Annotated in this window: 16 protein-coding genes and 2 pseudogenes; 4 read left to right on the top strand and 14 right to left on the bottom strand. The window is 37.0% G+C overall.

The window, feature by feature from the left end:
* Positions 1 to 100 precede the first annotated feature (100 nt).
* The 10 genes and pseudogenes from pxpA to hutU all read right to left on the bottom strand — a co-directional run bounded on the left by pxpA (position 101) and on the right by hutU (position 12,334).
* Positions 101 to 862, bottom strand: a complete 762-nt coding sequence (gene pxpA / locus ACQKMR_RS19995) for a 5-oxoprolinase subunit PxpA (RefSeq protein ID WP_427698882.1) — start codon at positions 860 to 862, stop codon at positions 101 to 103.
* 446 nt (positions 863 to 1,308) lie between these two features.
* Entirely contained in the window at positions 1,309 to 2,433 is a 1,125-nt protein-coding gene (solA, locus tag ACQKMR_RS19990; protein WP_427698881.1) for an N-methyl-L-tryptophan oxidase, read from the bottom strand.
* A 169-nt stretch (positions 2,434 to 2,602) separates the two neighbouring features.
* A complete protein-coding gene (gene hutH, locus ACQKMR_RS19985; protein WP_427698880.1) occupies positions 2,603 to 4,162 on the bottom strand; it encodes a histidine ammonia-lyase in 1,560 nt (519 codons plus the stop codon).
* 93 nt (positions 4,163 to 4,255) lie between these two features.
* Positions 4,256 to 5,641 carry an MFS transporter gene (locus ACQKMR_RS19980; RefSeq protein WP_427698879.1) on the bottom strand — a complete coding sequence of 462 codons (1,386 nt, stop codon included), beginning with the start codon at positions 5,639 to 5,641 and terminating at the stop codon, positions 4,256 to 4,258.
* Between the two features lie 434 nt (positions 5,642 to 6,075).
* Positions 6,076 to 6,228 (bottom strand): hypothetical protein, encoded by a 153-nt coding sequence (locus ACQKMR_RS19975; protein ID WP_427698878.1) that lies wholly within the window; start codon positions 6,226 to 6,228, stop codon positions 6,076 to 6,078.
* A 71-nt stretch (positions 6,229 to 6,299) separates the two neighbouring features.
* A pseudogene (locus tag ACQKMR_RS19970) lies at positions 6,300 to 7,367 on the bottom strand (Glu/Leu/Phe/Val family dehydrogenase); the annotation flags it as partial.
* A gap of 147 nt (positions 7,368 to 7,514) precedes the next feature.
* Entirely contained in the window at positions 7,515 to 8,837 is a 1,323-nt protein-coding gene (locus ACQKMR_RS19965) for an MFS transporter (protein WP_427698877.1), read from the bottom strand.
* 72 nt (positions 8,838 to 8,909) lie between these two features.
* Positions 8,910 to 9,203 (bottom strand): hypothetical protein, encoded by a 294-nt coding sequence (locus ACQKMR_RS19960; RefSeq protein ID WP_427698876.1) that lies wholly within the window; start codon positions 9,201 to 9,203, stop codon positions 8,910 to 8,912.
* Positions 9,204 to 9,398: 195 nt separating this feature from the next.
* Positions 9,399 to 10,658: an imidazolonepropionase gene (hutI, locus tag ACQKMR_RS19955; protein ID WP_427698875.1), complete on the bottom strand. Its 1,260-nt coding sequence runs from the start codon at positions 10,656 to 10,658 to the stop codon at positions 9,399 to 9,401.
* Complete coding sequence (hutU, locus tag ACQKMR_RS19950) at positions 10,655 to 12,334, bottom strand: urocanate hydratase (protein ID WP_427698874.1); 1,680 nt, start codon at positions 12,332 to 12,334, stop codon at positions 10,655 to 10,657. Before hutU ends, hutI begins: the two co-directional genes overlap by 4 nt.
* Before the next feature lie 474 nt (positions 12,335 to 12,808).
* On the opposite strand from hutU, the pseudogene ACQKMR_RS19945 reads away from it, so the two are divergent.
* Positions 12,809 to 13,104, top strand: a pseudogene (locus ACQKMR_RS19945) (transposase); the annotation flags it as partial.
* Between the two features lie 78 nt (positions 13,105 to 13,182).
* Here ACQKMR_RS19945 and ACQKMR_RS19940 read toward each other — a convergent pair.
* From ACQKMR_RS19940 to ACQKMR_RS19925, 4 genes are all read right to left on the bottom strand, one after another.
* Positions 13,183 to 14,652: a helix-turn-helix transcriptional regulator gene (locus ACQKMR_RS19940; RefSeq protein WP_427698873.1), complete on the bottom strand. Its 1,470-nt coding sequence runs from the start codon at positions 14,650 to 14,652 to the stop codon at positions 13,183 to 13,185.
* Positions 14,653 to 15,060: 408 nt separating this feature from the next.
* Positions 15,061 to 16,380: an MFS transporter gene (locus tag ACQKMR_RS19935; protein WP_427698872.1), complete on the bottom strand. Its 1,320-nt coding sequence runs from the start codon at positions 16,378 to 16,380 to the stop codon at positions 15,061 to 15,063.
* A gap of 386 nt (positions 16,381 to 16,766) precedes the next feature.
* Positions 16,767 to 17,420 (bottom strand): 3-oxoacid CoA-transferase subunit B, encoded by a 654-nt coding sequence (locus ACQKMR_RS19930; RefSeq protein ID WP_427698871.1) that lies wholly within the window; start codon positions 17,418 to 17,420, stop codon positions 16,767 to 16,769.
* A complete protein-coding gene (locus ACQKMR_RS19925) occupies positions 17,404 to 18,090 on the bottom strand; it encodes a CoA transferase subunit A (protein WP_427698870.1) in 687 nt (228 codons plus the stop codon). The genes ACQKMR_RS19930 and ACQKMR_RS19925 overlap by 17 nt, the downstream gene beginning before the upstream one ends.
* 192 nt (positions 18,091 to 18,282) lie before the next feature.
* Between ACQKMR_RS19925 and ACQKMR_RS19920 the strand changes: the two genes are divergently transcribed.
* From ACQKMR_RS19920 to ACQKMR_RS19910, 3 genes are all read left to right on the top strand, one after another.
* The gene (locus ACQKMR_RS19920) at positions 18,283 to 18,888 is read left to right on the top strand and encodes a TetR/AcrR family transcriptional regulator (protein ID WP_427698869.1); all 606 of its coding nucleotides are present in this window, start codon (positions 18,283 to 18,285) and stop codon (positions 18,886 to 18,888) included.
* Positions 18,889 to 19,432: 544 nt separating this feature from the next.
* Positions 19,433 to 20,863 (top strand): FAD-binding protein, encoded by a 1,431-nt coding sequence (locus ACQKMR_RS19915; protein ID WP_427698868.1) that lies wholly within the window; start codon positions 19,433 to 19,435, stop codon positions 20,861 to 20,863.
* The gene (locus ACQKMR_RS19910) at positions 20,860 to 21,417 is read left to right on the top strand and encodes an MFS transporter (RefSeq protein WP_427698867.1); all 558 of its coding nucleotides are present in this window, start codon (positions 20,860 to 20,862) and stop codon (positions 21,415 to 21,417) included. Before ACQKMR_RS19915 ends, ACQKMR_RS19910 begins: the two co-directional genes overlap by 4 nt.
* The last annotated feature ends 66 nt before the right edge of the window (positions 21,418 to 21,483 follow it).

Here is a 21,483-nt window from a genome sequence, read left to right as displayed (position 1 = left end):
AATAATGTCCGGTTCGTTTTTGGCTTAGTAGGATTTTTTTTCTGATCAGTTGTATTTTTGATTGGCTCCAATGGAATCTGCCTCCTAGATGTTTGTGATTTTATTTAGAAATAGACTTAACTATAATTTCAGATATTTCTAAGGATTTTTTTACATGACGAGCAAAGGTTAATGCATGTGCTCCGTCCCCATGAATACAAATTGTATCAGCCTTTAAAGTCACATCAGTTCCTTGCTGTGACAAAACCTTTCCTTCTTTAACCATTCGAATTACTTGTGCAACAGCATCATCATCATTTTCTATCAATGCATGCGCTTCCATTCGAGAAGTCAATGAACCATCTTGTTGATAAGTTCGATCCGCAAATACTTCACTAGCCGTTTGTAATCCAATGGTTTGTCCAGCACGTATTAATTCACTTCCCGATAAGCCAAATAAAATGAGCTCAGGATTAACTTTGTATACAGCTTCAGCAATTGCAAGAGATAACTCTTTATTCTTTGCAGCCATATTGTACAAAGCACCATGTGGTTTAACATGTTGCATATACCCGCCTTCTGATTGCAAGAAGCCATTTAATGCACCAATTTGATATACAACAATATCATAAGCTTCCTGTGGAGAAATATTAATATTGCGTCGGCCAAAACCTATTAAATCTTGTAATCCAGGGTGGGCACCAATTTTTACATCTTTCTTTAAAGCAAGTTGAACCGTTTTTCTCATAACGGTCGGATCACCAGCATGAAAGCCACAAGCAATATTGACAGATGTTACATAATCCAAAATCTCTTCATCATTTCCAATACGATATGTGCCAAAACTCTCTCCTAAATCACAATTCAAATCAACTGTATTCATTGAACATTCCTCCTATTTACAGAAATTTCGAAAATAAAACTTATAGATATGTAGATAAAAAAATCTGTATTGCACTTTTATAATTATATTAATCCCGAAATTCGGAATTAGCGTTTCATATTTCGGAATATTCTAATTCTAGCATGTTTTTTTTATTTCGACAATATAATTTGTTAGCTAACCTAACATATGTTTTTATATTTTTTCATTAACTTTGAATATATTGATATATTCTTCAATTTATAGTAAAAAAATAATATATAGGTGTAATAACAAAAAAACAGCAAAAACAAATGCTAAGACATTTTCCTAATAAAAAAAAGCCGTTATTTCCTTAGATTAGGAATCAACGACTTGGATTTTCATTCTATAAGTAGGTTCATATTAAACTTGCGACTTTGTTTTTTCATCCCGATGGCAAAATAATTTTTTAAGTCTTCTCATTTTTAATAAAATCGATTTATAGAAAATACTGAGATATCATTCTCACTCTTACCTGAAATAATAAGGTCACTTAAAATCTCTCCAATAACACTACTGAATTTAAACCCGTGCCCAGAGAAACCTGCTGCAATAGCAATGTGTGGATAATTAGGATGTGTATCCACTATAAAGTTCTCATCAGGTGTCATTGTATAGATGCAACTTTTTCCGTGTTTTATTTTTTGACCGGTAGGCATAAATTGTTGTAAAAACTGTACCAAATCTCCCTCATCTTCATCCAATTCACCAAACCCTGCTAAAGAATCATCAGGATTAATGTAATTTCCCCCATCATGTCTTCCTAATTTCAAACCACTGTCATTAATACTTGGAAAGCCATAGTATGTACCTAGAGACGTATCAAAAGTGAAGGCCGGAAAGTTTTTGTAATTATATAATTCATTTGCTTCAAACCATGCAAATGTTTTTCTGATGGGGGATAGAGGAACATTTAAGTCTAACATTGCTAAAAGTTTTTGTGACCATGCTCCTGCTGCAACAACTAACGCTTCTGCGTAGAAAGTCTGTTCATCAGTTTTAATCGTGACCCCATTTCTATGAACAAATATCTTCCTTACTTGGCTATTCACAATGATGTTAGCACCATGTGACTCCGCAAGTTGTTGATACGCTCGAATACACTCTTCACTTTTTAACACACCCGAAGTCGATTCAAAGCAACCAATATAATCTTCTGGTAGTGAAATACCTGGCCATCTTTTATGGATTTGATTTGAATCTAGGATTTCTAAAGGTAAATGAAATTTATTTGAACTCTCGATTACTTGCTTAATAAATGTGGATTTTTGACTGCCAGCATTCAGTACACCTGTTGGAAGAAATAACTGTTTTTCCGTAAGTTTTTCTAAGTCATTCCATAATTTTTGTGATTTAAGTGCCAGAGAAACATATTCTTCACCTTCACCATAGGCATGTCTAATAATTCTTGTTTCTCCATGATGACTGCCTTTATTATGAGGAGGAACAAAAGAGTCTAATAATAATACCTTTTGTCCATTTTTAGATAGGAAATATCCTGCCGACATTCCCATAGATCCAGCTCCTATTACAATGACATCATAATGCATTTTTTCTTTTCTCCTCCTAAATAAGGTGATTATACATTTTAGAAAGTATAGGTTGTGAAAACTGTGTTTTCTGCTATAAGCGTGAAGATAATAAATAAATTCCTAACTTAATGAAAAAGGAAGCCGCGTTACTTAGATTGGTTAGAGTAAAACAGCTTCCAATATAGATTTAGAACTCAATTTCACCAATCGCCATTTCGACTAGTTTGACTATTTCTCCTTCATGAATTTGCCCATAAATCGTTTCGATATCAGGATAAAAAAATCGATCTTCTTTTACCATTGGGACTTGGTCGCGTATTAAATGGTACACACTCTCCGTAATCGGTGACGGTTTCAAGGGGTGATGAAAATCCATTGCTTGCGTGGCCGTCATAAGCTCAATGGCTAAAATATATTCGAGTTTCTTTGAAATCTGATATGCTTTCTTCGAAGCAAAATAGGCAAAACTTATCAGGTCTTCTTGGTTAGCGCATGTTGGGACATTATCTACAGTTGCAGGATGTGAAAGAACTCTAATCTCATTCAATAGTCCCGCAGCTGTATATTGTGGAATCATGTAGCCGCTATTTAACCCTGGATTAACTACTAAGAAATTAGGAAGTTCACTAAGGTGATGGTTTACTAGGCGATCAATTCTTCTTTCGGTAATTTTCGCTAAGTTCGCTAATGCAATGCACATCATATCCGAATACATTCCTACGTAGGAACCATCAAAATTCCCACCCATGAGTGCAATTCCATCTTCCTCTTCCGGAAATATAATTGGATTGTCACTTGCAGAGTGCATCTCATTCTCAATAGTAACCGCAGCGTCCTTTAATACTTTCTTTATGGCACCATGAACTTGCGGAATACATCGTATACTAAGCGCATCTTGTAATCTATGTTCCTTGTATGTATCAATGATTTGGCTGCCCTTGAGAATTCTTGTCACATTTCTAGCTGTCTTTGCCTGTTCCTCATGTTTCTTTACGGTGTGGGAACGAGGATCAAATGCTTTAATTGTACCTTTTAGCACTTCTAATGACATAGCTCCCGTAATATCGGCGGTTTTAGCTGCTTGCATGCTATTGTATAAGGCCAAGACAGCCATCGCTGTAACGGAAGTAGTTCCGCTTATAAGTGCCAATCCTTCTTTAGCACCCAACGTAACAGGTTCTAATCCAGCTTTCTCTAACGCTTCTATTCCAGGCATGAGCTCATCTTTATACCATGCCTTCCCCTCTCCCATCACCACTAAGGCCATGTGAGCTTCGGGAGAAAGATATCCCACTGACCCATCACCTGGAACAAACGGAATAATATCGTGATTTAATAGTGAAGCAATTAGATTTAATACCTTTAATCTAACTCCTGAAAAACCTTGGCCTAAATTCACAAGGATCATCAATTGAATGGCTCTCACTACTTCTCTTTCTAAAGGCGATCCAACAGAAACCGCATGAGAACGAATAATATTTCGTTGAAGAGTTTCTGCATCTTCAGAAGAAATTACCTCTGTCATATTACTGCCAAATCCTGTTGTTACACCATAGATCAATCGATTTTCATCTAAAAACTTGTCTATTAAGCTACGGGATTTATCCACCCTATCACAGTAGGTTTGTGTAAAGGAAACTATCGCCCCATATCTAGCAACCGCAATCACTTCATAGATTGAGATAGCACCATCCCCAAGTACAACCTCTTTAATATCTTTAGGGTGTAAACAATTTATTGTTGTCATGACTCAACACTCCTCTCCTTTCGAACATATACTTCAAGATTAAACAAGGAGTCGAAAGAAACGTTTTACTCAATAATTTACTAGAAAATAATCTTATGTTATTTTCTTATTTTCTGTAAAGGGAATATCGGTTCCCTTCGGAGAGTTCTCCGCTTCTAGCAAAGGGTCACTTGCTTCATGTAAGGAAAGATTCTTCGTTTCAGGTGCCAAAGCGATCGATACGATCAAGCCGATTAGCAGAATGACTGCCATTCCTGCCATTGAGGTACTTAATCCGAATGAACTTAAGGAAACAGGCAGCAGAAATGTTCCAATTGCAGAACCAATTCGACTAATTGCCGTAACCATACCTATTCCAGATCCACGAATCTCAGTTGGAAAAAGCTCTGCTGGGTATACTAATGTAAGGTTCGATGCAGCTGACATGAAAAAAGTAAAGATCAAGAAGGCTGTCAACATTAAGAATTGAGAACCATTGTGTAAGAAGCTGAGTGAAAACAATGAAACAGTAAGTATTGTAAAAGCCCCGATGGTAAATCCTCTACGAGAAAATTTTGCAAGCAACCAAAGACCAAAAATTGCCCCAACAAGCAAGAATAGATTTAACATTGTATCGGCAAAAAAGTTTTGTTCAAAACCCATTGTACTTAGTATAGACGGTAGGAAAGTGTAGATTGCAAAGTACGGAATAACAAGAGTTAATTTGAATATTCCACCAAAAGCCAAACGCTTTCGAAGCTTTTTACTGAAAAGTCCACGAAATCCTAGAGTCTTTTGATTTTCAGCACCAGTAGTCGTTTCGCCCATTTCAACGTTCGATCCAAGGTGCTTCTTTACAATCTTCTGTGCTTCTTCGACACGCCCCATGCTGACGAGCCATCTTGGTGATTCAGGGGTTCCAATTCGTAAAATTAAAACCACAATAGCGGGAATAGCAGCACTAACAAGCATCCAACGCCATGAGTCTGAACCAGCCTGTCCCAAGTAATGACCAACGAAGTTTGATGCTACATATCCAAGCGTCCATACTACGTTTATAGACGCGAGGAGAGAGGAGCGATACTTTTTTGGTGAAAACTCGGCGAGTAAAGTCGTACCGACAGCATAATCTCCTCCAAGTCCAAAACCAATTAGTAACCGTAGAATTAAAAGCTGTTCTGGACTACTAACAAAAAATTGTAAAATAGTAGCTACCGTGATAAGTAAAAAGTTTACGAGAAAGATTTTCTGTCTGCCTACACGATCAGAAAGTCTTCCAAGGGCTAAAGATCCCGCAAACAGACCAATTAAAGCAGAACTGCCGATCAGCCCTGTCCACATTGAATTCATATTCATTTGAGGCCCGAATACTGTCAGGGCCATCGCAATGATCCCTAGAGAATAGCCATCACAGAAACTTGAACCGAATGTAAGTCCTGCAATACGAAAATGGAACTTTTTAAATGGTGCATCATCAATCGTAAATTTTTGCTCGTTCAAAGAATCCCCTCCACTTTTAGATTTTTCAGATATATCGACTTAAAAAAATTCTTTACAATGATTCATCTACAAACAAATTGCCAACTCTAGCAAGCATTACTGTACATTCATTATTTCACCATTGGTTATTTCTTTATGTATTTTTACCTCCTAGCTATGAACCTTATTTTATTATGAAAATTCCACAATAAATATTATAAATTAATGATTATATTATAATTTATATTATGATATTATATTTCTATTGTATTTTATAATAAAACATTAAGCATTTATAAATATAGTCATTTTAACTAAAAAAAGTCTGTTGATACCCAACTAAAACAGCTCAAGAATTATAGATTTCATCATATTGCATATAATTTCCACTATCCTCATTCTCCTCAATTTTCTATAAAGAGTCTTCTACCAAATCAGCTAAGGGACCGAAACTATCATGATTCAACTAAACAATAATCATTGAAATAAATGACTTCACTAAGGATTTTACATCCTTGAATTCTCTCAAATTTTGCTCTTGCTTCCTTTTCAGTGTCATACTCAAACATTTTAATACTGTTTTTCGAATAGACAGTGATTATCCACATGAAAATATCCTCCCCTTAGAAGACTTTATTTAAAACCCCTTATTTAATATATAAATAGAGATTTTTACATTTTATACCCAGCCTCGGAAACACGAAGCTTCAGCCGACTTTTTAATTCCAACCATATAGGCGGCTAACCGCATATCCACTTTGTAAACCTTTGAGGTTTGATAAATATTTTCAAAAGAATCAATCATTACTTTCCGCAGTTTTTCAACAACCTCTTCCTCTGACCAATAATATCCTTGATTATTTTGAACCCATTCAAAGTAAGAAACGGTTACTCCACCGGCACTTGCCAATATATCTGGAACAAGAAGGATTCCTCTTTCATCCAATATTTTGGTTGCTTCCAGTGTTGTTGGCCCATTTGCTGCCTCCACCACAATCGATGCCTTAATATGATGGGCATTTTGTGCTGTAATCTGGTTTGCAATAGCTGCCGGTACAAGTATGTCACATTCTTTTTCTAGTAATTCTTGATTCGTTATGACATTTGTAAATAAGTTCGTTACTGTTCCAAAACTATCAAGTCGATCAATCAAATAATCAATATCAAGTCCTTTTGGATCGTAAAGAGCACTATTTGCATCCGAAATGCCAATCACCATAGCTCCTGCACTATGCATGAATTTTGCCAAAAAGCTCCCTGCATTCCCAAAGCCTTGAATAATGATTCTAGCACCACGTAAGTCTATCCCTTTTTTCTTTCCCGCTTCTTCAATGCAAATAGTTACGCCACGTGCAGTAGCCGCTTCACGACCTTGTGACCCCCCTAATACAATCGGTTTTCCTGTAATAAATCCAGGTGAATCGAATTCTCGAAGGCGGCTGTACTCATCCATCATCCACGCCATTATTTGAGAATTCGTATACATATCAGGTGCTGGTATATCTTTTGTAGGGCCAACAATTTGGCTTATAGCACGAACATATCCACGACTTAATCTTTCTAGTTCTCCAAACGACATTACCCTTGGGTCGCAAATAATACCACCTTTTCCCCCGCCGTAAGGAAGATCAGTAATTCCGCACTTTAAACTCATCCAAATGGATAATGCTTTTACCTCTTTTTCATTTACTTCAGGATGGAAGCGAACGCCTCCTTTCGTAGGACCTACAGCATCATTATTTATTGATTCTCTTGAAGCATCATTTAACAAAAAAGGAGCCATCGCCGAAACCATTACTCCTTAAGAGCTGTAAGTTCTTATTTATTGACCTTAATCTCTTCTTTCCAATCTGCAATCATTGTTGAAACCCTCTTTCCTAAAAACAATCTGTTTTTAACTGACCATATCATTGGTTGATTTAGTCGAGTTACTTTGTTTACCTGGTTTCACAAAGACCATAGCTATCATTCCTATCGTTACTGCAATGGATGCTGCAATAAACATTGCATTATATCCATGTTTTGCTACAAGACTTCCTGTTAGGGTCGGAGCAATAATAGTAGCTAGATTCGCAATAAAATGAGTTACTCCCCCAAAAGTTCCTGCTTTATTTGGTTCTGTATCAAGAACAACAATCCAATAGATTGAATTTGGTAAATAATTAAAAGCATTGCCTATACACATTAATGCAAGTACTGCTGCTGCACTCTCAACAGTTGGGATCAACATAAAACAAACAGCTGTACAAAATAAGGAAACTACTGTGAACCAAGATCTAGCAATACGTAAATTCCCTGTTTTTCTACGTAATATATCCGAGATTTTACCACCTAATAACCCAGTGATAATAGCTCCTACCCAGGGAATCATACCAATATATGAAAGAGATGAAAGTGAATAATTAAATTCATCTTGCAAATATTTTGGAGTCCATGTAAGTAATAAAATATTTACATATAAAAAAGCAAAATATCCAATGGCATTCATTACTAACGTAGGGTTTTTAAAAAAATGGTACCACGGTACATTTATTTGTTCTTCTAATTTCGTTTCGCCTTTAATTAATATATCTGCTTTTCGAATTTCTTCTAGTTCGGTTTTCGAGACTCTTGGATGATCTTCAGGTAGGTTTGTAAATACTTTGTTCCAAATTACTACCCAAATAAAACCTAATAAACCGAGAATAACAAATGTTACTTTCCAGTTAGTGAATGTTAGAAGACCTACTACGATGGGTGCAGTAATTAATGCTCCAATTGGCGTCCCAACTAATCCAAGTGCTACAGCAAACCCTTTTTCTTTTGGAGATACCCAGTTTGCCATAGTTTTGTTCATTGTTGATAAGGTAGGTCCTTCAGCGAACCCAAATAAAACACGAAACACTGCAAATCCTGCTAATGCAGAACCTCCAAATAACGCTACACCTATGTGACCTGCGAATATTGTCCCAATTTCGAAAAAAGACCATGTAGTTCCAGCAAGGATCCACATAAATTTAGGACCTTTCTTATCTGCTAAAGCACCACCAAATAGTGCTCCGAATATATAACCATATCCAAAATATCCTAAGATTGCTCCCCAACTTTCTGGATCTAAATTGAACTCCTTGATGATTTCAGCTTGGGCATATGAAAGTGCACCTCTATCAATATAATTTATGATTGTAATAAGAATAATCATAAAAATGATAAAGTAACGATATTTATTTCTCAACATATAGGTCCCCCCTTGATGTTTGTTAGAGAGCAGCAATACCTACTGATTTTGGATTAATCCTAAATCCATTATCTATTCTGTATTATGCAACCTGTTATAATTTGCAGCCATGCATACCCCGATCTTGACTGTTTCGACACCCTTAGAGGCTTTTCTCGGACAGACAAAATCAATGTGCACGACAATCAGATGCTGGTCAATTACTAGTAAAATATCAAACAACTCATTAGCTGGCATTCCACCATGGGTAGAAGCATGTACACCCAGCGCAATTGAAATATCAAGTACATCTCCTGCATTGGAAACTCGGAATTCGGTTAGACCAACTTTTTCATCCAAGTTGGAGGTATCAAAGCCTTTCCACATTCGCCGAAATTCCAGCGGATATGAAGAGGCTCCTGATACACTAATTGAAGACTGTGAAATGGGTGCTCCATAATAGATAAGATCAGTCGTATCTATCGCTTTTCGAAACGGTTGAACCTATTGCTAGACAGAAACCTTTTCTTCTTCTGGTACATTCCCAGATCATTAGACTTTTGAAGTCATTCTTTCTCTATATTATTTCACCACTTGTACGCCTTTTTTCCATACGGACTTAACGTGGTTAACGCCAAATAAATATTGCAATTCCTGATAGTTTTCTACATTCCATAATACAACATCTGCTTGTTTTCCAACTTCCAGCGACCCTACCTTTTCCTGTCTATTGATCGCACAAGCAGCATTGTATGTCGCCGCCGTTAACGCTTCTGCAGGGGTAAGCCGCATCGAGATGCATGCTAGATTCATAACAAGGGGCATAGAAGTCGTCGGTGAGGACCCGGGATTGCAGTCCGTCGAAATGGCCACTGCTACACCTTCATCAATCATCCGCCTTCCTGCAGCCGCCTCTTCGCGTAAATACAGAGCTGTTGCTGGAAGGAGGCAGGCAATCGTTCCTGATTTGGCCATATCTTGAATGCCCTCTTCTGAAGCTTTCAATAAATGCTCAGCTGAAATAGCTCCTATTTTTGCAGCTAATTCTGCGCCACCATAAGGCTCAATTTCATCAGCATGAATTTTAGGAATCAAACCATAATTTTTTCCTGCATCTAAAATACGCTCCGATTGTTCAGGTGTAAACACGCCTTTTTCGCAAAATACATCATTAAATTCTGCCAGCTTTTCTTTTGCGACAATGGGAAGCATTTCATTAATCAAATGATCGACAAAGTCATCTTCACGACCTTTAAACTCCTTCGGCACCGCATGTGCTCCCATAAAAGTAGGAACAAGATCAATAGGGTGCTTTTCCTGCAATTTTTTCATCACACGCAACTGTTTCAACTCGGTTTCCAGATTCATACCGTATCCGCTTTTCCCTTCCACAGTTGTCACCCCATGAGCGAGAAACGAATCAAGACGACGTATGGTTTGTTCCATCAAATCTTCTTCACTTGCTTCCCTTGTCATGCGGGTGGTTGCATGGATACCGCCACCCGCATTCATTATGTCCATATATGTTGCACCTTCAAGACGCATTTCAAATTCACGTGCTCGACTCCCACCATAAACAACATGCGTATGGGGATCGACTAACCCCGGTGTTACAAGATGGCCAGACGCATCGAAAACTTCAGCTTCATGCAATCTATCTGCATAAAGTTCCTCTATTTCTTTAGTCGTACCGACAGCTTGGATCAAGCCATTTTCCATCCACAAGCTGCCATCTTCGATCAATCCAAGGTCAGACATAGCCTCTTTTGAACGGGGACCTTTTTTTTCTGATGCAAGAGTAGCGAGATTTGCTGCATATTTTATCCAAATTGGTTTTGTCATGACTTATCTTTTCCTTTATCAAGCATTGGGATATTAATTCCTTTTTCACGAGCAGTTTTCTCTGCCAATTCATATCCTGCATCCACATGTCGTACTACACCCATACCCGGGTCTGTTGTCAGTACACGTTCAATACGAGCCTCAGCTTCTTTTGTACCGTCAGCCACAATAACCACACCTGCATGCAGAGAGTAGCCCATTCCTACTCCACCACCGTGATGTACGGATACCCAGGTAGCTCCGCCGACTGCGTTCACCATGGCATTTAAAATTGGCCAGTCAGCTACCACATCTGAGCCGTCTTTCATAGCTTCGGTTTCACGATTTGGCGAAGCAACGGAGCCTGAATCCAGATGATCACGTCCAATAACAATTGGCGCCTTTAATTCTCCGCTGGCGACCATATCATTAAGTATTTTTCCGAAACGGGCACGCTCGCCATAGCCAAGCCAGCAAATTCGAGAAGGAAGGCCTTGGAACTGAATTTTTTCCTGAGCCATTTTAATCCAATTGCATAAATGTTCATTATCTGCAAACTCGCGTAATATCGCCTGATCTGTTTTATATATGTCTTCAGGATCTCCAGACAGTGCTACCCAGCGGAAAGGACCTTTTCCTTCACAGAATTGTGGGCGGATATAAGCAGGAACAAATCCAGGGAAGTCAAAGGCATTTTCTACCCCTTCATCTTTCGCCACTTGTCTAATGTTATTGCCATAGTCAAACGTGACTGCACCTTTTTCCATCATTTCAAGCATCGCTCTTACATGTTTGGCCATAGAAGCCTTAGAACGTTTTACATATTCTTCTGAATTCGATTTGCGCAATTCAGCTGCTGCTTCAAATGACATACTTGAAGGTGTATAACCGTTTAGTGGATCGTGTGCAGATGTTTGATCAGTTAACACGTCCGGAATAAAGTTTCTCGCAATCATTTCAGGAAGAATGTCAGAAGCATTCCCAATCAGACCAATCGATAAAGCTTTCCCTGCTTGTTTTGCTTCAATAGCTAAACGGATGGCCTCATCTAATGAATCCGCTTTCACATCCGTGTAACGAGTCTCAATTCTGCGGTCAATTCTTGTCTCATCTACATCAATTCCGATACAGACACCGCCGTTCATTGTTACGGCTAGCGGCTGTGCCCCTCCCATACCGCCAAGACCTGCTGTTACTGTGATAGTGCCTCTTAAAGTATTATTGAAATGCTGCTTCGCAAGCTCCGCGAATGTTTCGTAAGTTCCTTGTACAATTCCTTGAGAACCGATATATATCCAGCTGCCAGCGGTCATTTGTCCATACATCATCAACCCTTTTTTATCGAGTTCATGAAATGTTTCCCAATTTGCATAAGCCGGGACAATGTTCGAATTTGCAATAAGAACACGCGGTGCATCAGTATGAGTTTTAAAAATAGCCACCGGTTTTCCAGATTGGACAAGTAAAGTTTCATTGTCTTCCAGCTCTTTTAGTGATTTGACAATTGCATCAAAGCACTCCCAGTTACGAGCTGCTTTTCCAATTCCACCGTATACCACAAGATCTTCTGGGCGTTCAGCTACTTCTGGATCTAAATTATTCATCAACATTCGAAGAACGGCCTCTTGTTGCCACCCTTTTGTATTCAAATCTGTACCTTCATATCTTATAACCTTGTTTTTTGTATTAGCATTCATTTTTTAAAACCTCCTTGTTTGTTATATTTTCATTTTAAACTAAAAATTCAAATAATTATTTATAATTTGATGATATTTTTATGAATGGTTTTTATATTTTTTTATTTGTTTTATATTTTTATAATAAATTTCAAATTATTTCATTTGAAAGCCAAAATAAAAAACGATTCAGTATTAGCTGAATCGCCCAGACTGTAGACAAACTCGATAAATAATTGGGTTTGTCTGCAGTTTTTTTAAGGATTTGCAAAATTTGAACGTTGATTTCCACTCCAGGCACTCGCTTTCCGCGGGCGGTCCGGGAGCCTCCTCGGCGCCCTTTGCGCCTGTGGGGTCTCCCTTGGACGCGCTTTTCCCGCAGGAGTCTCGCACCTTTCGTTCCAATCAACTTTGTTTTAACATTTAGATTGAACCCCTTTTTCTAACGGTCTTTTTTGTTTTAAAATAGAAATATAAAAACTTGAGGTGATAAGGATGCTTTCTAAACATAATTCTATTCAGCGAGATCAACTTGAAATGATTACTTTAAATCAACTGGTGCCACAACCATTTGGTTCGTAAAATTGAGGCCGCTATTGACTTCTCTTTCATTTATGACTTGGTGAAAGATATGTATTCAGAGGTAGGACGCCCAAGTATTGATCCAGTTATTTTAGTTAAACTGACATTCATTCAATATACCTTCGGTATTCGCTCGATGCGTAAGACCATTGAAGGGATAGATACGAACATGGCCTATCGTTGGTTCTTAGGTTACGGCTTTCATCAAAAAGGTTTCGGAATGAGACCATTCCGAAACCTTTTTGTCTACAATCTGAACGATTCAGTATTAGCTGAATCGCCTTTTTTCATAATCCAGACCGATAAGCAGATGGTGTACATGCTTCAAGCAGTTTGAATTTTGCATTAAAATATGTTTGATGTGAATAACCCGTTAATCGTGCTATTTCTTCCAATGATAAATCCGATTCCTTTAATAGATGTTTAGCCTCTCTAATTCGAACTTGATGCAGGGTATTGCGAAAAGACTGACCGGATTCGGCTGCAAAACGACGGCTTAGGGTGCTTTTATTAATACGAAGCGCATCAGCGCATGTTGATAAACTCCATTGAGCATCCCAATAGTTAGACTCAATTAACTCCCTTGCTTTTTCTACAAGTGTGCGCGCCCCATTTTGTAATTGCTCATGATCCTGTAAAAGTAAGCGGGTGGTAAACATAAGCAACTCTTTGACGATTTGATAAATAACTGGTTTATGTACTATTTGCTGAAAAACTTCATGATAGATTGCTTCTAGAGAAGAGTTTTGAAGGTTGTATGATTTCATATGCCTTCTGATCTGAGCAAGAACACTTGTAAGTCGAATGCGCACTATTTCAGGGTCAGGGTATGGTTGCTGAAAAGTCAGAAATTCATGCTCGACCCAATTCCGAATCGCTTTCGTATCTCGTCTTTCAAGCATTTCAATCCATTGTCGTTGTTCCAGAGGAGTGAGGAATGGATCCATCTCTTGAGAGGACATTTGTTGACTTTCTGCTAAAATAATATCATAACCTTCGAAAAAAATTCGTCTCGTCAATTCACGTGTTTGCTGGTATGTATTTTTTAACGAATCCTCTGAAGTTGCTACTTTGATTATTATGGCAAGAGGCTCATCCATACGTTCTTTCCAGTGAGCAAGAAACGCTTGATACTCTTCCTTATATACATCGACTTCCTTTGTTTCCTGGACGCATAAAATAAAATCCGATAACGCAAATATTTGATTATTGCCGGTAAAAGAATAACGTTGTAATTCATCATAAACTAAAGGAAGCGTGTTATGATGAGGTGTCAAAAATGCGACCATAGTTATCCTACTGTTATGTCTCCGCTCTGTCAAAAAGAAATCAGGGTAACCGATGGCCAACGTATTTTCTACTTCCATTGTGTTATTTGAGAGATAACCTTGACCGTTTCTCAATTGATAACGTAATTGTTGAATATGTTTTACTAAGTCTACAGAAGAAAAAGGACGGAATAAAACATCTTCCGCACGAAAACGAAGCGCTCGATATGCAGTTTGAAAGATTCGCTCAGATGAAACTCCTAACCATCGAATACCTCGTTGCTTTAACTTCACACCCAACATCTCACTTTCACTCGTCCATAAATCCATATCCAAAATGACGAATTCTGGTTGCTGATTTTGCATACCCATTTCAAATTCCTCAATTGTTTTCCATAGAATTAATCGAACTCCAGTTAGATGAGACTCCACTATCCACCGGATTCCTTGAGCTTCTATCTCATCTTTTGCCACCAAATGGATTTCCACATTATTCCCTCATCTCTTCTTGCATTTAGAAGCTTTCAGCTTTCCTTCAATTCTATTCCACACAGAATGTTAAGAACAAGTCTTGTTAAGCAGATTCATCCATTAGAATGAACAAACATTAAGAGCAACTACTCTAGATAACTGCTATGTTACAAAGACTTACCATTAATCTAAATACGAGGCATTGTTCGTTCATGATTTTCTTATTCTTACTCTATTTACCGTCTTTCCAAGTTTTCAATTCACGCTTTCTAAAAAATGGGGGGGCAGTAAAGAGCTTGTTCTTTCTTTACGATACAACTATATTAAAAAATAAAAAGAAACACCAGTGAAAAATCTAACACTTTTCAATGGTGTTTCTTTTTATAGCCCTTTTAAGGCACACAATTTAATTTTCATTTAAATCAGTTATAATTGATTTATACTGGCTTCAATTTCTTTAACAATGTTTTCATCTTTATTACTTGTCAATTTTAATGTTAATAGAGTGATAACACCTATTACGAGTAGTCCAGATAAAATAAACATACCTTGAGTAAATGCAACAGTCCCGAGAATCATCGGCCCTACAAATCCACCTAAGGCCGCAAATGAATTGACTAGAGCAATGCCAACAGGTGCAGTAGACTCACTGAAGAAAAATGTCATATAAGCAAAGAAACAACCAGTGAACCCGTATAAACCGAATGATGTAATCGTTAACATAAGCACCATCATAAAGACGCTTTCTGAAAAGCCACATCCGATAAATCCGATAACTGCTATCATAAGACAAACAAGTAAATGGGATTTGTGTGCATTAGTCCTATCTGAATTCCAACCTACAAATATAATCGCAGGGATACCAACCAATGAAGGAATCATGGCTAACCAGCCTATTTCTAAATTAGTTGTTGCATTTTCTGATAAGGATTTTATGATGGTTGGCATCCAGAATGACAATCCATAGATAGCTGTATATCCAGCGAAATAAAATAGAGCTAACTTCCAAATTTTCGAATCCTTCAGCATATCAAGCTTTGAGACCTTATTTATTTTCGAACTTAATTGTCTTTCAGCATTCAATTCTCCTTCTAACCATTCTCTTTCTTCCTTAGATAACCATTTAGCATTAGTTGGTCTATTAGTTAAATAGAAAATAACCACAACTCCTATAATAATGGCCGGAACACCTTCTAGGATGAACATCCATCTCCACCCTGCCATATCGAACCAAGATATATTATCAAGAATCCACGTTGACACAGGTGCACCAATTAATCCACCTATCGGTAATGCTAGTAGTAAGACAGCTGTTGCTCGTCCTCTTTCACGGGCTCTAAACCAATAAGTTAAATACAAAATTATACCAGGGAAAAATCCAGCTTCAGCGACACCTAATAGAAAACGGAGAATGTATAAATGCATCGTTGTTTGCGCAAAACCTGTTAAGATTACCACAATTCCCCATGAAATCATTATACGAGCAATCCATATGCGAGCTCCTACTTTATGCATAATCATATTACTTGGAACTTCAAAAAAGAAATAGCCAATAAAGAAAATACCAGAAAGCAAACCAAAAACTTCAGCAGATAAGGCTAATTCTGTATTCATTTGTAAAGCAGCATAGCCTAAATTAACCCTGTCCAAGTAAGCAATAATATATAGAATCAAGATAAATGGAAGAATGCGTTTCATCGTTTTACTGATTGTTCTTTTCTCTATTTCACTAATAGATTGATTCATGATTATTTCCTCCCTTTTCAAGCTACTATTTTCATCATTAAACAAAAACGATCTCCGCTAAAATACCTTTACTTCCTTCTGAATTCTTTACATCTAATGATTTAATTTATTATTTTTTAAGTTTATAAAATAATGTCAATTCCTTGGCCACAACACTACTAAATAACTAATCGAAGTGAAACAAATCCATACATATTTAGCACTTCACTCAAATGCTGAAGAATAGGTGGCAACATGATAACCTAATGCCACATCCCCTCTCTGTTTACATTTGCTGTATCTCTATCTTTTTTAATAACAGCTAAAGATTATGCAGCATATGATACATTATTTTAAACGATCCCATACCATCTAGGCTGAAAATATGTTAGAATCATGTTTCACCATTAGGAATACACTGAATATTCGTAAAACTCTAAATCACAACCAACCTTTTCACTTAATTCTTCTATTGAAATATCATTAATCATTTCTATGACTTTTACGCCTTCGTCAGTGAACTTAAAAACAGCATAGTCAGAAACAAATAGTTCTACCCTTCGAACCCCGCTTGACTTATATGTCAGTTTTTTGACTAATTTAGACGTTCCATCCTTAGCAAATAAGGTAGATGCTACAATAACCTTCTTAGCGCCAACCAATAGATCCATCGCTCCCCCGACACCCAAGATTGGTTGATTAGGAACGGCCCAATTGGCGATTTCACCATAAATATCAACTTGAAGTATGCCTAAAACCGCCACATCAATATGGCCACCTCTAATTAAAGCAAAAGAATCTGCACTATCAAAAAAGGATGCACCCTTTAAATGTGTAACTGGCTCTTTTCCGGCACTTATTAAATCAATATCTATTTTTTCATCTGATGGTGGAGGTCCCATTCCTAACAGGCCATTCTCAGTCTGTAAGTAAACCTTTTTACCCTCTAGATATGACGTTAGCAATGTCGGTATTCCTACTCCTAAATTAACAATTTGACCATCCCTTAATTCTTCGGCAATTCTCTTTGCAATGGCATGTCTTTTATCTTGATTCAACATAATCACTTCCTATTTTCGAATATTTGCTTTTGATGACAAAATCCACATAAGCATGGGGCGTCACAATACATTCTGGTGCTAGCTCACCCACTTCAACAATTTCATCAACTTCAGCTATAACAATTTTTCCAGCCGTAGCCATCATTGGATTAAAGTTTCTAGCTGTTGTGTGGTACGTTAAGTTTCCAATACGATCTGCTTTAGCCGCTTTTACAATAGCAACATCCCCTTTAATGGCTTTTTCAAAAATGTACCTTTCTCCATCGATTTCCCTTTCCTCTTTCCCCTCACCTAATTCAGTCCCAACACCGGTTTTTGTGAAAAAACCGCCAATGCCAGCACCTCCACAACGAATAGCCTCAGCTAATGTACCTTGAGGCAACAATTCGATTTCCAACTCTCCTTTAGACCAGGCAATAACAGCTTCTTTATTAATGGTAAAAAAAGAACCAATCGCTTTTTTGATTTTTCCCTGCATAAATAATTTATGCAACCCTTGCCCATTATCACCTAAATTATTGCTTATGATTGTCAAATCACATATATCCGCTGTTAATAGTTCATCAATGATTGTCAGAGGTGCGCCAGATAAACCAAAGCCACCAGTTAAGATTTGATCACCATTTTTGAAATACTTTCTAATTCCACTAGATTCAATGATTTTATTCATTATTTTTTCCTCCAATACTAAATACAGAATAATTGTAAGCGTTTTCTTTAAACTTCAAATAAAATTAAGAAATCGTTGTGATTATTCATAATCTAAGTTAGATTAAATAGACCATCAACTTTCTAACTAGACTGTAGTCTAATTTTAAACTATATGTGAATATTCTGTCAATTATCACTTGGAGGTTTTTTTATGATTGAACCAAGAAAAAAGCAGCTTAGGGGAGAAAAAACTCGTGAAAAAATTTTAAAAATGTCTTTAAAGCTTTTTAGCGAAAAAGGTTATGATAAGGTTACAGTAGACGAAATTGTGAAAAGAAGTGGCACATCAAAAGGGTCATTTTACCAACACTTTTCTGCGAAATCGGACATTTTTTTAGTGAGGTTCACAGAAGTCGATGATTATTATCGCGAAGTCTTCCAATCGTTCCCAGATGATATGGACGCTTATGAGAAATTATTTATTTTCATACGTAAATTGATGCGTTTTCTAGAAGAAGAAATGGGCAAAGATTTAATGAAAGTCATTTACAGTTCAGCGTTAGATTCAAAAGAACACACTTACTTTTTAAATTCAAATCGCTCACTCTTCCAAATTATTCGTTCATTAATTGAAGAAGCGAAGGAACAAGGCAACATTGGCATTGACCAATCTGTAGATGAAATTTCAACACTTATCACCCAAAGCTTAATGGGAATCATCTATCATTGGGGATTAAATATCTCAGAACAAAGCCTAGAATTATTATCTATACCACTAACCGAAACAATCATTAATGGGTTAAAAATGAAGAATTAAATACAATGCTACACAGATCAACAGAGACATTCATTGTCAAGTAAAATTGAAGGGCCCAATTTTTATGCAGAATGGGTTAGTAACATTATTCACGTCTTTCTAATTGATCCCATTTATTAGTCGCTTCACTAATAAGCCCATTGGTCAATATTAGTGAAGCTGAATATTGCAACTATATTTTAAAAAGTTCGAATCCTCTATGTAGTATGAAAAAACTAATCTAAATGCTGATTAGTTTTTTTTGTTCATTAATTTAGTCGTTGTGCATCACTTATTCTCTAACAGGAAGCAACTCTTGTGAAAGGAAGTTGGGTTTCCGTCCTTACAATTCATGTCTAGATAAATATCTACTAGTTTCTCTTCTGTTCTGAAATGATAATTTGCCAATTTTACTCCCCTCTCGTTTTTACTTTTTCTTCTATTCAGCAAATTTATGATTTTGTATAACACAAGAGTTTCCAAATTAATCCTTCTATATATAGTAGTTTGGGGTAAAATGGGATAGAATTATATTTATTTTTAAAAGGAGTCGAAATCTATTTATATGAAGCGGTATTTCTTTTTCATCCTATACGCAATTGTGTTTGGGTTTTCACTACTGATTTTCAATTACCAGCTCGATAATCCGATAGCAGAAGACCGAAGCAGACTCATGCCGGTTAAAATGAAAGCTGTCAGAGCAGAAGATAGTGAGGATGCAATCAAAAAGATTGTTTTAGAAGCGATAAAAAACGATGATTCTATTTCGATCGCCGGGATGCAGCACAGCCAAGGAGGACAGACACTATACCCAAACGGAATTCTGCTGGATATGAAACACTATAATAAAATTCTTGATTTGAATAAAAAAGAACAACTTATTACTGTTCAAAGTGGCGCAACTTGGGCTGATATACAAGAGTATATTAATCCATATGGACTCGCGCTAAAGGTTAGCCAGTCTCAGAATATTTTCACTATCGGCGGTTCATTGAGTGTAAATGTTCATGGCCGTGATATTCGTCATCATGCCTTGATAGAAACGGTTGATTCATTTAGATTGCTTAATGCAAAAGGAGACATTCTTACTGTTAGCCGGGATGAAAATTCGGAGCTGTTCTATGCTGTTATTGGTGGATATGGATTGTTTGGTGTAATACTTGATGTGACTCTGCATCTTACTGATGACGAACTTTATCAAATTAAAACAAAATCACTCCAATATGATGAATATATTTCGTATTTTAAACGAGATGTTCTTCAGAATGATGATGTAAAAATGCATCTAGCAAGAATATCAGTTGCCCCTGGCTCATACTTAGAAGAAATGTATGTGACCGATTATTATACGGCTAGTGATCAAACAAAACTTTCAAATTATAATACTCTCAAACGAGAAACGATAGTGGCTGTGCCTAAATTTTTTCTTGGCCTATCTCGTTATAATGACTGGGGTAAAAAGATGTTTTGGGAAACACAAGGAACCTACACGGCTAATATTGATGGCAAGTTGATTTCTAGGAATAATGTGATGCGTTCGGATTCTACATTTATGGATTACGATAATCCTAACAAAACTGAAGTACTGCAAGAATATTTTATTCCTGTTGACCAATTTACTGAATATATAGATGACCTAAGAGATAACCTGAAGGACGAAAAGGATTTTAACTTGTTAAATATTACGATTCGCTATGTGGAACAAAATGAAGAAGCATTAATGTCATATGCTAAAGATGATATGTTCGCACTTGTTATGCTGATCAATCAAGGGACCGATAAAAAAAGCAAGGAAAATACAGGAAGGGTTATTCGAAACATGATTGATGTGACGCTTGACCATAATGGCAGCTATTATTTGCCCTATTACGGGTATCCAACAAAGACACAATTATACGAAGCATATCCGCGGACTGAGGACTTTTTTCAATTAAAAAAGAAACATGATCCCAATAATCGATTTATGAATCTATTCTATGAGGAGTATCATCAATGAATTATAAACGTTTTATTGTCTACCAAGGCACAGTTGGAATGGCAGCCAGCATGATTTTCCCGTTTTATATTCTGCTTATCAAGAATGTTGGAACAAGCTATTCTCAATTTGGCTGGGCTTACGGTATATTTTCACTAACTGCAGCACTTAGCTATCCTTTAATCGGTAAATTTGCTGATCGAGCAGGTGACAACATTTTTCTACTCGTCTATTCATGGGGGATGGCTCTAGTCCTTCTTGCCTTTCCTCTCGCATATGAAATTTGGCATGTATATCTCTTGCAGATTGTAATGGGGATTCTTGGGGCTGTGCAAAAAAACTCTGAAAAAACAGTTCTTGCTAGATTTGTAAACAAAGCAACAGCCGGGAAAGAAATAGGAAACTATCATGTTTGGACATCCATTGGCGCAGCGGCTGCCGTAATCGCAACCGGGTATTTAGTGGACTTCTTAACGATTGGAAGCATTTTTTATCTAGCATCCCTAATTTTTGCCTGGAGTGGTTTTATTATAATGAAAATGGAGAAAACCGCTCCACTATCAAATGCAGAATAAATAAAAACAATTCCCTTTTTACGGAAGAAGCATCTGCTTTCACATAAGCAGATGCTTCTTCTATTA

The organism is Peribacillus sp. NPDC096540, from assembly GCF_050278525.1.
Lineage (GTDB): Bacteria > Bacillota > Bacilli > Bacillales > DSM-1321 > Peribacillus.
The sequence above is the reverse complement of the archived record's forward strand: the minus strand, read 5'-3'. Positions and strand labels throughout refer to the sequence as shown.

Coding starts and splice junctions, on each gene's coding strand:
- pxpA (WP_427698882.1), bottom strand. CDS start 862: ATGAATACAGTTGATTTGAATTGTGATTTAGGAGAGAGTTTTGGCACA.
- solA (WP_427698881.1), bottom strand. CDS start 2,433: ATGCATTATGATGTCATTGTAATAGGAGCTGGATCTATGGGAATGTCG.
- hutH (WP_427698880.1), bottom strand. CDS start 4,162: ATGACAACAATAAATTGTTTACACCCTAAAGATATTAAAGAGGTTGTA.
- ACQKMR_RS19975 (WP_427698878.1), bottom strand. CDS start 6,228: ATGTGGATAATCACTGTCTATTCGAAAAACAGTATTAAAATGTTTGAG.
- ACQKMR_RS19965 (WP_427698877.1), bottom strand. CDS start 8,837: ATGTTGAGAAATAAATATCGTTACTTTATCATTTTTATGATTATTCTT.
- ACQKMR_RS19960 (WP_427698876.1), bottom strand. CDS start 9,203: ATGTGGAAAGGCTTTGATACCTCCAACTTGGATGAAAAAGTTGGTCTA.
- hutI (WP_427698875.1), bottom strand. CDS start 10,658: ATGACAAAACCAATTTGGATAAAATATGCAGCAAATCTCGCTACTCTT.
- hutU (WP_427698874.1), bottom strand. CDS start 12,334: ATGAATGCTAATACAAAAAACAAGGTTATAAGATATGAAGGTACAGAT.
- ACQKMR_RS19935 (WP_427698872.1), bottom strand. CDS start 16,380: ATGAATCAATCTATTAGTGAAATAGAGAAAAGAACAATCAGTAAAACG.
- ACQKMR_RS19930 (WP_427698871.1), bottom strand. CDS start 17,420: ATGTTGAATCAAGATAAAAGACATGCCATTGCAAAGAGAATTGCCGAA.
- ACQKMR_RS19925 (WP_427698870.1), bottom strand. CDS start 18,090: ATGAATAAAATCATTGAATCTAGTGGAATTAGAAAGTATTTCAAAAAT.
- ACQKMR_RS19920 (WP_427698869.1), top strand. CDS start 18,283: ATGATTGAACCAAGAAAAAAGCAGCTTAGGGGAGAAAAAACTCGTGAA.
- ACQKMR_RS19915 (WP_427698868.1), top strand. CDS start 19,433: ATGAAGCGGTATTTCTTTTTCATCCTATACGCAATTGTGTTTGGGTTT.
- ACQKMR_RS19910 (WP_427698867.1), top strand. CDS start 20,860: ATGAATTATAAACGTTTTATTGTCTACCAAGGCACAGTTGGAATGGCA.